This window comes from Kitasatospora sp. NPDC058406 (genome assembly GCF_042722765.1).
In the GTDB taxonomy this organism is placed as follows: Bacteria; Actinomycetota; Actinomycetes; order Streptomycetales; family Streptomycetaceae; genus Kitasatospora.
Genome location: NZ_JBHXKE010000270.1, coordinates 1 through 11,718, shown reverse-complemented (window position 1 = coordinate 11,718; position 11,718 = coordinate 1). Strand labels below are relative to the sequence as shown.

At 73.0% G+C, this 11,718-nt stretch carries 12 protein-coding genes; 10 read left to right on the top strand and 2 right to left on the bottom strand.

Annotated features, from left to right (window positions below; translation table 11 throughout):
• The first annotated feature begins 262 nt into the window (after positions 1 to 262).
• Both ACFWOG_RS34935 and ACFWOG_RS34930 read left to right on the top strand, forming a co-directional pair.
• Positions 263 to 1,360 (top strand): GAF domain-containing sensor histidine kinase, encoded by a 1,098-nt coding sequence (locus ACFWOG_RS34935; RefSeq protein WP_329883465.1) that lies wholly within the window; start codon positions 263 to 265, stop codon positions 1,358 to 1,360.
• Positions 1,353 to 2,006, top strand: coding sequence for a response regulator transcription factor (locus ACFWOG_RS34930; protein WP_329883453.1), 654 nt, complete (start codon positions 1,353 to 1,355; stop codon positions 2,004 to 2,006). The genes ACFWOG_RS34935 and ACFWOG_RS34930 overlap by 8 nt, the downstream gene beginning before the upstream one ends.
• Before the next feature lie 135 nt (positions 2,007 to 2,141).
• Here the strand turns inward: ACFWOG_RS34930 and ACFWOG_RS34925 are convergent, their stop codons facing one another.
• The gene (locus ACFWOG_RS34925; RefSeq protein WP_355401698.1) at positions 2,142 to 2,939 is read right to left on the bottom strand and encodes a hypothetical protein; all 798 of its coding nucleotides are present in this window, start codon (positions 2,937 to 2,939) and stop codon (positions 2,142 to 2,144) included.
• 149 nt (positions 2,940 to 3,088) lie between these two features.
• On the opposite strand from ACFWOG_RS34925, the gene ACFWOG_RS34920 reads away from it, so the two are divergent.
• The 7 genes from ACFWOG_RS34920 (at position 3,089) to ACFWOG_RS34890 (ending at position 9,144) form a co-directional block, all read left to right on the top strand.
• Positions 3,089 to 3,880 (top strand): ABC transporter ATP-binding protein, encoded by a 792-nt coding sequence (locus ACFWOG_RS34920; protein ID WP_329883455.1) that lies wholly within the window; start codon positions 3,089 to 3,091, stop codon positions 3,878 to 3,880.
• Between the two features lie 205 nt (positions 3,881 to 4,085).
• Positions 4,086 to 4,508 (top strand): NfeD family protein, encoded by a 423-nt coding sequence (locus ACFWOG_RS34915; RefSeq protein ID WP_329883456.1) that lies wholly within the window; start codon positions 4,086 to 4,088, stop codon positions 4,506 to 4,508.
• Between the two features lie 10 nt (positions 4,509 to 4,518).
• A complete protein-coding gene (locus tag ACFWOG_RS34910; protein ID WP_327682004.1) occupies positions 4,519 to 5,574 on the top strand; it encodes an SPFH domain-containing protein in 1,056 nt (351 codons plus the stop codon).
• 199 nt (positions 5,575 to 5,773) lie between these two features.
• The gene (locus tag ACFWOG_RS34905) at positions 5,774 to 6,532 is read left to right on the top strand and encodes a sulfite exporter TauE/SafE family protein (RefSeq protein WP_329949599.1); all 759 of its coding nucleotides are present in this window, start codon (positions 5,774 to 5,776) and stop codon (positions 6,530 to 6,532) included.
• 17 nt (positions 6,533 to 6,549) lie between these two features.
• On the top strand, positions 6,550 to 6,726 hold the full coding sequence (locus ACFWOG_RS34900) for a DUF1272 domain-containing protein (RefSeq protein ID WP_329949600.1): 177 nt from the start codon (positions 6,550 to 6,552) through the stop codon (positions 6,724 to 6,726).
• A gap of 42 nt (positions 6,727 to 6,768) precedes the next feature.
• Positions 6,769 to 7,071, top strand: coding sequence for a 4a-hydroxytetrahydrobiopterin dehydratase (locus tag ACFWOG_RS34895; protein WP_380363292.1), 303 nt, complete (start codon positions 6,769 to 6,771; stop codon positions 7,069 to 7,071).
• Positions 7,072 to 7,224: 153 nt separating this feature from the next.
• A complete protein-coding gene (locus ACFWOG_RS34890; RefSeq protein ID WP_380363290.1) occupies positions 7,225 to 9,144 on the top strand; it encodes a PQQ-binding-like beta-propeller repeat protein in 1,920 nt (639 codons plus the stop codon).
• Between the two features lie 85 nt (positions 9,145 to 9,229).
• Here the strand turns inward: ACFWOG_RS34890 and ACFWOG_RS34885 are convergent, their stop codons facing one another.
• Positions 9,230 to 9,766: an HNH endonuclease gene (locus ACFWOG_RS34885; protein ID WP_329949166.1), complete on the bottom strand. Its 537-nt coding sequence runs from the start codon at positions 9,764 to 9,766 to the stop codon at positions 9,230 to 9,232.
• 316 nt (positions 9,767 to 10,082) lie between these two features.
• On the opposite strand from ACFWOG_RS34885, the gene tyrS reads away from it, so the two are divergent.
• Entirely contained in the window at positions 10,083 to 11,348 is a 1,266-nt protein-coding gene (tyrS, locus tag ACFWOG_RS34880; protein ID WP_380363297.1) for a tyrosine--tRNA ligase, read from the top strand.
• Positions 11,349 to 11,718: the final 370 nt, after the last annotated feature.

The window sequence follows — 11,718 nt, the reverse complement described above, 5'->3', positions numbered from 1 at the left end:
GGCCGTTTCAGGGCAGTGCCCGGGCACCACCGCGCCGTGCGACCTAGGTCTCCGGACCCGGGCCCCGCCCTGCCGGGGACCGACGCGACCGCCGCGCGGGCGGCGGTAGGTTGGCCGTATGCCCCCCGTGCCCAGCAACCACCGGCACGCCGGCCTGCTGCCCGTCGACCGCATCCCGGTCGGCCCGCCGCCGGACGGCTCCCTGCCCGCCTGTGAACCGTGCCTCGCCGGCATCGAGGCCGTCAGCCAGGCCCTCCTCGGGATGAGCCGCCACCTGGAGGTCCGCGAGGTCCTGCGCCGGATCACCGCCTCCGCCCGTCGCCTGCTCGGCGCCGAGTACGCGGCCCTCGGCGTCCCCGACGACCACGGCGGCTTCGCCCAGTTCGTCGTCGACGGCGTCACCGACGAGCAGTGGAAGGCCATCGGCCCGCTGCCCCGCCAGCACGGCGTCCTCGCCGCGATGCTCCACGAGAGCGGCCCGGTCCGGCTCGCCGACGTCCGGCAGGCCCCCTCCTTCGGCGGCTGGCCCTCCGCCCACCCCGAGCTCGGCGCCTTCCTCGGCATGCCCATCGTCGACACCGACCACGCCGACGACGAACCCGAGGTCCTCGGCGTCATCTACCTCGCCAACAAGCAGGGCGGCGGCGGCTTCACCGACCACGACGAGGAACTCCTGCGGATACTCGCCGCCCACGCGGCCCTCGCCCTCTACAACGCCCGCCTGTACGAGCGCAGCCGCGAGCTCACCCTCGCCGGCGAACGCGCCCGGATCGCCCACGACCTGCACGACGCCGTCTCGCAGAAGCTGTTCTCGCTGCGCCTCACCGCCAAGGCCGCCGCCAAGCTCGTCGACCGCGACCCCGTCCGCGCCCGCGCCGAACTCGCCGAGGTCGGCCGGCTCGCCGCCGAGGCCGCCGACGAACTGCGCGCCGTCGTCGTCGAGCTGCGCCCCGCGGCCCTGGAGGAGGACGGCCTCAGCGCCACCCTCGCCTCCCAGGTACAGGTCCTCGACCGCGCCCACGGCGCCGACATCGCCTTCGCCGCCGACGGCGTGCGCGCCCTGCCGGCGGCCCAGGAGGCGGCCATGCTGCGGGTCGCCCAGGAGGCCCTGCACAACGCGCTGCGCCACTCCGAGGCCCGCCGCGTCACCGTCACCCTGGCCGGCACGCCCGGTCGCGGCGCCGTGCTGCGGGTCAGCGACAACGGCCGGGGCTTCGACCCCGACTCCGTGCGCCGGGCCGGCCGTCACCTCGGCCTGGCCTCGATGCGCGACCGCGCCGCCGCCGTCGGCGGCCGGCTCACCCTGGACTCGGCCCCCGGCAGGGGAACGGTCGTCGAGATGGAGGTCCCCGGTGCCTGACACCGTGTCCGCGATCCGGGTCCTGCTGGTCGACGACCACCAGGTGGTCCGCCGGGGCCTGCGCACCTTCCTGGAGGTGCAGGACGACATCGAGGTGGTCGGCGAGGCCGCCGACGGCGCGGAGGGCGTCGACCGGGCCCGCGCGCTCGACCCGGACGTCGTGCTGATGGACCTCAAGATGCCGGGCGTGGACGGCATCGAGGCGCTGCGCACGCTCAAGGAGGAGGGCAGCCGGGCCCGGATCCTGATCGTCACCAGCTTCACCGAGCACCGCACGATGGTTCCCGCCCTGCGGGCCGGCGCCGCCGGGTACGTCTACAAGGACGTCGACCCGGAGGCGCTGGCCGGTGCGATCCGCTCGGTCCACGCGGGCCACGTGCTGCTCCAGCCGGAGCTGGCCGAGGCCCTGCTCGCCGACGACGGCCCGCGTGCCCCGCAGGGCCGCGGCGGCACCCTCACCGAGCGCGAGCGCGAGGTGCTCGGGCACATCGCGGACGGCCGCTCCAACCGGGAGATCGCGCGCAGCCTGCACCTGTCCGAGAAGACGGTGAAGACGCACGTCTCCAACATCCTGATGAAGCTGGACCTCGCCGACCGCACCCAGGCCGCGCTCTGGGCCGTCCGGCACGGTGAGTCCCGGCCGTAGACCCGCGGGCCGAAGCCCGGGCCGACCGACCGACCCGACCGATTCCGGCCGATTCCGGCCGATCTCGGCGGACGTCGGCGGGGTCGGCCCCGGGAGGCCCGCCGGGGCCGCACCGCTCCCGGGGCCGCACCGCTCCTAAGGGCGCTCGTCCACCAGCGCGTTGTACGCCGCCACCTGCGCACGGCGGGCGGTCCGCCAGAGCGGCGCCAGTACCGCCTGCCGGGCCGCGATCTCGGAGGCGCTGACCGCCGCGCCGTGGCTGCCGGAGGCGATCGACAACAACGCCGCGACCTGGCGCGCGGACTCCAGCACCCGGACGGCGCGCGGCGGGTAACCCGGTGCGAGCAGCTCGGCGTGCCCGCGCCGGCGGTACGCCTCCAGCGCCCGCAGCGCCTCCGGCCCCGCTCCGGCCACGTCCAGCCGGGTCAGCAGCAGCGTCGCCTGGCGCAGCCCGTCGGTCAGCTCGAACTCGGCCTCGTGCAGCGACGGCACGTCGGCCGGCGGGGCGTCGTTCACGTCGAGGCAGCGCCAGAGCACGGTCGCCGAGCGGTCCCCGGGCGGGCCGAACACCTCGACCTCGGGCACCAGCCCCAGCGGCACCCCGACGGCCAGCACCGCCTCGCCGGCGGCCAGCGCGCTCGCGTTGAACGGGGCCGGTCCGGTCAGGCCCAGCGGGTGCCCGGCCGACGGCAGCGCCAGCCGCAGCCCCTTCACACCGAGGACGCGCAGCCGGCCCAGGGCCCAGGTGAGCCCGTGCCGCTCGCCCGGGCCGTCCCCGGGCAGACCGGCCACCCGGTGGCTCTCGTCGTCCCCCAGGACCGCCGCGGCGGCGTTGTCGGGCGGCACCAGACCGGCCAGCAGGGCGTTGCCCCAGGCGGCCAGCCGTCCCGAACGGGGCTCTTCGTACGGATTGTCGGCAGGAGTCGCGAGCATCCGGCCAGCCTACGGAATCGGCGGTCATCCGCGTGGCGTAGGTTTGCCCATGCGCGTGCGGCGCACCCACCTCCGTGCCCACCGGCCGCCGGAGTAGGCTGCCCGCCCGCACCGACGGCCGTATTTCTGTTTTGGGGAAGGCGTAGGTCATGAGCGACGTGCTGGAGCTGGTGGACGTATCCGTGGTCCGGGAGGAGCGCGCGCTGGTCGACCAGGTCTCGTGGTCCATCTCCGAGGGCGAGCGCTGGGTCATCCTCGGCCCGAACGGCGCCGGCAAGACCACCCTGTTGCAGATCGCCTCCACGTACCTCTTCCCGACCTCCGGCAAGGTCACCGTGCTCGGCGAGAAGCTCGGCGAGGTCGACGTCTTCGAGCTGCGCTCCCGGGTCGGCCTGGCCGGCGCCGCCATGTTCGACAAGCTGCCCGCCGAGCAGACCGTGCTGCAGACCGTCCTCACCGCCGCCTACGGCATGACGGTCAGCTGGCGGGAGACCTACGAGCAGTCCGACGAGTCCCGGGCGCTGGCGCTGCTCGACCGCCTCGGCATGTCCGCCCTGACCGGCCGCAAGTTCGGCACCCTCTCCGAGGGCGAGCGCAAGCGCACCCTGATCGCCCGCGCCCTGATGACCGACCCCGAGCTGCTGCTGCTGGACGAGCCCGCCGCCGGCCTCGACCTCGGCGGCCGGGAGGACCTCGTCCGCCGCCTCGGCGCCCTGGCCCAGGACGAGTTCGCGCCGGCCATGGCCATGGTCACCCACCACGTCGAGGAGATCGCCCCGGGCTTCACCCACGTGCTGATGATCCGCCAGGGCAAGGTGCTCACCGCCGGGCCGATCGACACCGAGCTGACCGCGCGCAACCTGTCCAGGTGCTTCGGCCTGCCGCTCATGCTGGAGCGGCACGGCGACCGCTGGTCCGCCCAGGGCCTGCCGCTCGGCTGACCGGCGGCGGTCGGCGGCGGTCGGCGGCGTCCGGGAAGGGCCGGCGAACGGCGGTTTCCCGGGGCCGGGCCGGGGCAGCCCCGGGGAGGCACCGGACCCACTGAACTCCACTGAACTGGAACCGGTCGCACGTGCGACCGGTTTCCGCCCCTCCACCTGCGGGAACTGACCGCCTGGTAGGCCCTTCCCTCCCTAGGATGGACACGTGGACAGCTGGATCTGGTGGCTTCTGGTCGCCGTCGGCCTCGGTATACCGCTGGTGATCACGGTGATGCCGGAGTTCGCCATGTTCGCCGTCGGCGCGCTCGTCGCGGCCGGCGTGGCCGGTCTGGGCGCCGACCCGGTCTGGCAGGTACTGGCCTTCGTCGCGGCCACGGTCGCGCAGCTGGTCGTCGTCCGCCCCATCGCGTACCGGGCGCTGCGGAAGGGCCCGCAGATCAGAATGGGCATCGAGGCGCTGAAGGGCGCCACCGCGGTCGTCGCGGAAAGGGTCGACGGGGAGGGCGGACGGATCAAGCTCAACGGTGAGATCTGGTCGGCCCGCGCGCTCCACCCCGAGCAGGTCTACCAGCCGGGGCAGCAGGTCGACGTCGTCGAAATCCAGGGCGCGACCGCCCTGGTCGTCTAGGGGAGAGTCCGTGGAACCCGTCCTTATCGTCCTGGTCGTCCTGGTCGTGGTGGCCTTCATCGCGCTGATCAAGACGATTCAGGTCATCCCGCAGGCCAGCGCCGCGATCGTGGAGCGCTTCGGCCGCTACACCCGGACGCTCAACGCGGGGCTGAACATCGTCGTCCCGTTCATCGACCGCGTCCGCAACCGGATCGACCTGCGTGAGCAGGTCGTGCCGTTCCCGCCGCAGCCGGTGATCACCCAGGACAACCTGGTGGTCAACATCGACACGGTGATCTATTACCAGGTCACCGACGCCCGCGCGGCCACCTACGAGGTCGCCAGCTACATCCAGGCCATCGAGCAGCTCACCGTCACCACGCTGCGCAACATCATCGGCTCCATGGACCTGGAGTCCACCCTCACCTCGCGCGAGGTCATCAACGCCGGCCTGCGCGGGGTGCTGGACGAGGCCACCGGCAAGTGGGGCATCCGCGTCAACCGCGTCGAGCTGAAGGCGATCGAGCCGCCGACCTCCATCCAGGACTCGATGGAGAAGCAGATGCGCGCCGAGCGTGACAAGCGCGCCGCGATCCTCACCGCCGAGGGCAACCGGCAGTCCCAGATCCTGCGCGCCGAGGGTGAGAAGCAGGCCGAGGTGCTCAAGGCCGAGGGTGAGGCCCAGGCCGCGGTGCTGCGCGCCGACGGTGAGGCTGCCGCCATCCGGACCGTCTTCGAGGCGATCCACGAGGGCGACGCCGACCAGAAGCTGCTCGCCTACCAGTACCTGCAGACGCTGCCCGAGCTGGCCAAGGGCGACGCCAACAAGCTCTGGATCATCCCGAGCGAGATCGGCGACGCGCTCAAGGGCATCGGCGGAGCGTTCACCGGTGCGTCCGGCCTCGGCGGCGGTGCCAACGGCGCCGCGGTCGCCGCCCCGAGTGCCCCGGCCGCGCCGCCGGCCGCCACCCAGGTGCCGCTCGACCCGGCGGCCGGTCCGCGCCCGCTGGACACCGACACCAAGGGCTCCGCCCGGCCCCGGATCGACCCGCTCCGCGAGTACCGCAAGAGCGACCCGGAGTGATCCCCCGCCCCCCGGCCCCGGTGGCCGGGGGACCGCCCGAGGCCCGAGGGCCCGCCTCCCGTACCGCACGGGGCGGGCCCTCGGGCGCTTTCCGCGAGGGTGTGTCGAACATCCCGAATCGTGGGCGAGGCTGGATCGCCCACCCCGTGGTCCGGCATGATCGCCGCGGACGGGACAGGACCAGCGCGGGAGGTGGCTCATGACGACCTGGGAGGCGATCGCCGTCCTGGTGGCAGGTGTCGGTGCCGGAATGATCAATGTGATCGTCGGTTCGGGCACCCTGATCACCTTCCCCGTCCTGCTCGCCGTCGGGCTCCCCCCGGTCACCGCCAACGTCTCCAACTCCTTCGGCCTGGTCCCCGGCTCGCTCAGCGGCGTGATCGGCTACCGCCGGGAGCTGGCGGGCCAGGGCCGCCGGCTCGCCCGCTTCGGCACGGCCTCCCTGCTCGGCGGCGTACTCGGCGCCTACCTGCTGATCGAGCTGCCCAGCAGCGCCTTCGACGCGATCGTCCCGGTCCTGATCCTGCTCGCCCTGGTCCTGGTGATCGTCCAGCCCAGGGTGGCCAAGGCCGTCGCCGCGCGCCGCCGGCCCGACGGCGACCCGCACGGCGGCCCGCTGCTGCTCGTCGGCATCTTCCTCACCGGCATCTACGGCGGCTACTTCGGCGCCGCCCAGGGCGTCCTGCTGCTGGCCCTGATGGGGATGATGCTCCAGGATGACCTGCAGCGGATCAACGGGGTGAAGAACGCCCTGGCGATGATCGTCAACGGCGTCGCCGCCCTGTTCTTCCTCTTCACGTCGACCGTGAACTGGGCGGCCGCCGGACTGATCGCGGTCGGCTCGCTCGTCGGCGGCCTGGTCGGCGCCAAGGTCGGCCGGAAGCTGCCGCCGCAGGCCCTGCGCGCCGTGATCGTCGTCGTCGGCCTCGTGGCCGTCGTCAAACTGCTCGCGACCTAGAGCCGGGAAGGACCCCGATGGCCCTGGAGATGCGGGAGATCTGCGAGCGCTGCGAGGTGTCGCTGACGCCGGACGGCCCGGCCTCTATATGTTCCTACGAGTGCACCTTCTGTCCGGCGTGCACCGAGGCGACGGCCGCCGGCTGCCCCAACTGCGGCGGCGAACTGGTGCCCCGTCCGCGCCGGCGGAGCTGACACCCCTTTTCTCCTTCTGGTTCTGGTGATGGGAGCGGGCCGATGAGCCGAGCACGGCTGACCGAGGACGAGATCGAGGCCGGACTGGCCGGCCTGCCCGACTGGTCGCGCGACGGGGACTCCCTGGTCCGCATCGCCGAGGCGCCCGACTTCCCGGCCGGGATCCGGGCCGTGACCGCCGTCGCCGAGGCCGCCGAGGCGATGGACCACCACCCCGACATCGACATCCGCTGGCGCACGCTGCGCTTCGCCCTCTCCACCCACAGCGCCGGCGGGCTCACCGCCCTCGACCTCGCCCTCGCGGCCCGGATCGACACCATCCTGCGGACGGAGTCCGCCCGCTAGCGCGCGCGAAGCCCGGTCCCGTCCTGCCCGGTCCCGCCCCTTCCGCTGCCCCGGCCGGCGGTCCGATGCCCCTGTGGGCACACCGGAACCGACCGCTCCGGGGCCGTGAGATGCTGACTGCCGTAGTACAGGCGGTCGGGAGGGACGGAACGGATGGCTCAGGACCCCCTCGGTGACGGTCGGCCGCAGCAGTACCAGGACCAGTGGCAGACGCAGCACGCGCCGCAGGAGTGGCCCGCCGGGCACGGCGAGTACGCCGACCAGAGCCGGCCGGGCGAGCCCGGGTACGCGTACGGTCCCGGCACGCAGCACCCGGAACAGGGGTACGGCGAGGCCGCCTACGGGCAGGGCGGGTACGTCGAGGGGCCCTACGGCCAGTACGGCCAGAGCCAGTACGACCAGAGCCAGTACGACCAGAACCGGCCGTACCAGCCCTATCAGCAGTACCAGCCGTACTACCAGTACACCGACCACGAGCAGCAGCAGTACGCCCCGTACGCCGTCCCGCAGCAGCCGCAGCCGACGGGGGAGGAGCTGTACGCACCCGTCGGTGCCGAGTACTCCGCCGACGGCTACGTGCACGTGGAACCCGATCGCGAACCGGAACCGGAACCGGAGCCCGATCCCGAGCCGGCCCCCGACGCCGACCCGGAGGCGGAGCGGCCGGTACCGGCCGCCGGTCCCGCCGCCGCGTCGCCCACCCGGACCGGCCTCGCGGCCAGGGCCCGGGCCGCCACCGGCGCCGTCGTCTCAGCCGAGCACGCGCCGAGCAGGCGGGCCCTGGCCGTCCGGACCGGAGCCGGGGTCGCCGCGCTCGGCGTCCTGGTCGCGGCCGGACTGGCGGTCGGCTCGGAGGGCGGCGGCCGCGCGTCCGCCGGCGCCGCCGCCGGCGGGGAGCCGGGGTTCACCGTCGCCCATGCCAAGACGTGGTCCGCCCGGTCCGGGTCCGACCGGCCGGTCGGTGACGACACCCTGGTCGGCAGCTGGCTGCTCGCCGACTCGGTGGTGCGCGCCGACGCGACCGGCGTGCACGCGTACGACCTGGAGGCCGGCACGCCCGTCTGGTCGGTCGAGCCGCCCGCCGCGGGTGCGGTGCCCTGCGGGCTCTCCCCGGACGTCAACGCGGCGGGCGTGGGAGCGGTGCTGTTCCGGGCCCAGGCCGACCCGAAGAGCCCCTGCGCCCTGGTGACCGCCGTCGACACCAAGGCCGGGAAGACCGCCTGGACCAAGACGCTCTCCGAGGCCAAGGGCCCCTACAACTCCCGGATCGGCGTCACCGAGGACAAGGTGATAGCCGTCGGCGACGACCACGTCGTCGCGTGGGAGTCGGCCGACGGCAAGGACGTCTGGCAGTACACCGGGCAGGGCAAGTTCTGCACGCTGTCCGGTGGCGTGGCCGGCCGGACCGTCCTGGTGGCCAGCTCCTGCGCCGACTCCACTCCCGTCGACCAGGCCGTCGCGCTGAACACCGTCGACGGCACGGTCGCCTGGTGGCGCGGCCTGAACAACCGGCCGAGGACGGCGACGGTGCTCTCCGCCGAGCCGGCTGTCGTCCTCACCACCGGGGAGAAGCCCGAGGACGACCGGGTGTTCGCCTGGGGCCAGGCCGGCGACCCGGCGGTCGAGATCCCGGTCGCCGACGCCGGGGGCCGGCTGGAGGTCGCCCACGGCGCGTTCTCGGCCACCCCGGGGGTGTACTTCCGGGACCGCACCATGGTCACCACCGTCACACCGGTGCCGAACGGCGGCGGTCAGGCCGCGGTGGTCGGCTACGACCTGGACAGCGGCAAGCAGCGCTGGAGGACGGTCGCCTCCGGCAAGGGCGCGGCCAGGGCGGTCGGCATCGACGGCGGCGCGCTGGTGCTCGCCTTCGACGAACGCCTGGACCAGCCCGCGCACCTCAGCCGCTTCGCCCTGGACGGCGGCCGGGAGACGGTCGGCGGCAACTTCCCGCCGGGGACGGGCTCCCTGCTGGTCTCCGGCCGGGTGCTGATCGGCGGCGGCCGGGTCGTCGCCGTCCCCGAGCACTCCACCAACTTCGGCACCGCGACCGGATACCAGGCCAAGGGCTGACCGGGCCGTTCGGTTCGCCCGCCCGGCCAGCTCATCCGCCCGGCCCGACCGCTCGTGCGTGGCGCGGTCGGGCCGGGCTCCGGACTCAGGCCGCGGAGTGCACGGTGGCCGGGACGACCTGGGCGGGCAGCCAGTCGGCCAGCTCCCGGACGTCCGAGCCACGCAGCCCCAGCGCCATCATCAGGGTGGCCTGCGGCGTCGGCACGAACGGCTTGCGCAGCAGCTTCATCCCCGCCTGCTCGGGCGTCCGGGCGGCCTTCCGCTGGTTGTCCTCGGCGCAGGCGGCCACGGTGTTCAGCCAACTGTCCTCACCACCCCGCGACTTGGGGTGCAGGTGGTCCACGGTCGTGGCCCGCCGCCCGCAGTAGGCGCACAGGTACTGGTCCCGGACGAGCACCCCACGCCGTGACCACGGAGCCTGTTGTCGGAACGGCACCCGGACGTACCGCTGGAGTCTGATCACCCGGGGTACCGGCACGGAGACCCCCGTCCCGCGGATGGTGCGCAGGGGATGCGCCTGTTCCACCACGGCCTTGTCCTGGAGCACCAGGACCACGGCGCGCTGGAGCGACACCGTCGTCAGCGGCTCGTAGCTTGCGTTCAGAACCAGCGTGCTGCGCACCTCGGCCACCCTTCTCAACGGGCGTGCCACGGCGGCACGACCGTCTCTACACACGTCACTGCCGCCGCACGGCGGTGGGACCACTGTGAAGGGGCTCAAGGCAGTCGAACAACGGAATTTCCGGTGGCGGTGCGGGGCCGGGCCCTTCCGGGGCCGTTCCCGCGAAGCCCGAGGCGGGAGCGTGTTCATGTCGGTCCGGGCGAAACTCGCTGGCCCCGACCGCGTAGGCTCTACCACGCTGGAGCCGTCCTGCACCGGGGCCCGACCGGACCGGGCCCACACCGGGCGGACGCCCGACCGAAGGAGAAGCGTGACCGTGACGGACATCGTCGACGAGCTGCGGTGGCGTGGGCTGATCGCCCTGTCCACCGACGAGGACGCACTGCGCAAGGCGTTCGCGGACGGCCCGGTCACGTTCTATTGCGGCTTCGACCCGACGGCCCCCAGCCTGCACCTCGGCAACCTGGTGCAGATCCTCACCATGCGCCGCATCCAGCAGGCGGGGAACCTCCCGCTGGGCCTGGTCGGCGGTGCCACCGGCCTGATCGGCGACCCGAAGCCCACCGCCGAGCGCGTGCTCAACGACCCCGAGACGGTGGCCGGCTGGGTGGAGCGCCTGCGTGGCCAGATCTCGCGCTTCCTCGACTTCGAGGGCCCGTACGCGGCGCGCATGGTCAACAACCTCGACTGGACCTCCGGGATGTCCGCGATCAGCCTGCTGCGCGACGTGGGCAAGTACTTCCGGGTCAACAACATGATCGCCAAGGAGGCCGTCTCCCGGCGGCTCAACTCCGACGCGGGTATCAGCTACACCGAGTTCAGCTACCAGATCCTCCAGGGCATGGACTACCTGGAGCTGAACCGCCGCTACGGCTGTGCGCTGCAGACCGGCGGCAGCGACCAGTGGGGCAACCTCACCGCCGGCACGGACCTGGTCCGCAAGGCCGACGGCAAGTCGGTGCACGCGCTGGCCACGCCGCTGATCGTCAAGGCGGACGGCACCAAGTTCGGCAAGACGGAGTCCGGCACGGTCTGGCTCGACCCGGAGCTGACCACTCCGTACGCCTTCTACCAGTTCTGGCTGAACGCGGACGACCGGGACGTCTCCAACTTCCTGCGGATCTTCAGCTTCCGCTCGAAGGAGGAGGTCGAGGAACTGGAGCGCGAGACCGGCGAGCGCCCCGCCGCCCGCCTCGCCCAGCGCGCGCTCGCCGAGGAGCTGACCACCCTCGTCCACGGTGCCGAGCAGTACGAGCGCGCGGTGGCCGCGTCCAAGGCGCTGTTCGGCCAGGGCGACCTTGCCGACCTGGAGGCCCGGACCCTGGCGGCGGCACTGGCCGAGGTCCCGAAGGCCCAGGTCGGTGAGCTTCAGCAGATCGTCGACCTGCTGGTCGCCGTCGGTCTGGCGCCCAGCAGGTCGGCGGCCCGTCGGACGATCAAGGAAGGCGGCGCCTACCTCAACAACGTCAAGGTGACGGACGAGGAGGCGGTCCCGACCGAGGCCGATCTGCTGCACGGTCGGTGGCTGGTCCTGCGTCGGGGCAAGCGGAACCTGGCGGCGGCGGAGCTGACCGCTTCGTGACTGAATCTCGACGCCGCTGAGCTGCGGCTTCGACCATCGAGGGCGGGATCCAGCCGGATCCCGCCCTCGATGTTTGACGATGTCCTCCAGGTGGCCTAGTGTTGAACGAGTCGCTGGAGCGGCCACCCCACTCAGCAAGTCCCACTCCCACTCGAATCTCATTTCGATTGGGTCGGTCGGCTTTTCCGCCGGCCGAGGCGGGAGTGAATTTCGAGCAACACTCGGAATGCGCTAATGTGGAGGTCGCCGCAAAAAGCGGACCCGGCCAGTTCGGGAAATCGGATGAATGAAACTCCGGAAAACGGAGCGGAAAACGTCTGGTAAGCTGGAAACACGAAAGAACGAAGCGCCCGGAGGGCCGGTGTGAAAG

What these genes read in the sequence shown, in the direction of transcription:
- ACFWOG_RS34935 (WP_329883465.1), top strand. Translation starts at nt 263, where the DNA reads ATGAGCCGCCACCTGGAGGTCCGCGAGGTCCTGCGCCGGATCACCGCC.
- ACFWOG_RS34925 (WP_355401698.1), bottom strand. Translation starts at nt 2,939, where the DNA reads ATGCTCGCGACTCCTGCCGACAATCCGTACGAAGAGCCCCGTTCGGGA.
- ACFWOG_RS34920 (WP_329883455.1), top strand. Translation starts at nt 3,089, where the DNA reads ATGAGCGACGTGCTGGAGCTGGTGGACGTATCCGTGGTCCGGGAGGAG.
- ACFWOG_RS34905 (WP_329949599.1), top strand. Translation starts at nt 5,774, where the DNA reads ATGACGACCTGGGAGGCGATCGCCGTCCTGGTGGCAGGTGTCGGTGCC.
- ACFWOG_RS34900 (WP_329949600.1), top strand. Translation starts at nt 6,550, where the DNA reads ATGGCCCTGGAGATGCGGGAGATCTGCGAGCGCTGCGAGGTGTCGCTG.
- ACFWOG_RS34895 (WP_380363292.1), top strand. Translation starts at nt 6,769, where the DNA reads ATGAGCCGAGCACGGCTGACCGAGGACGAGATCGAGGCCGGACTGGCC.
- ACFWOG_RS34890 (WP_380363290.1), top strand. Translation starts at nt 7,225, where the DNA reads ATGGCTCAGGACCCCCTCGGTGACGGTCGGCCGCAGCAGTACCAGGAC.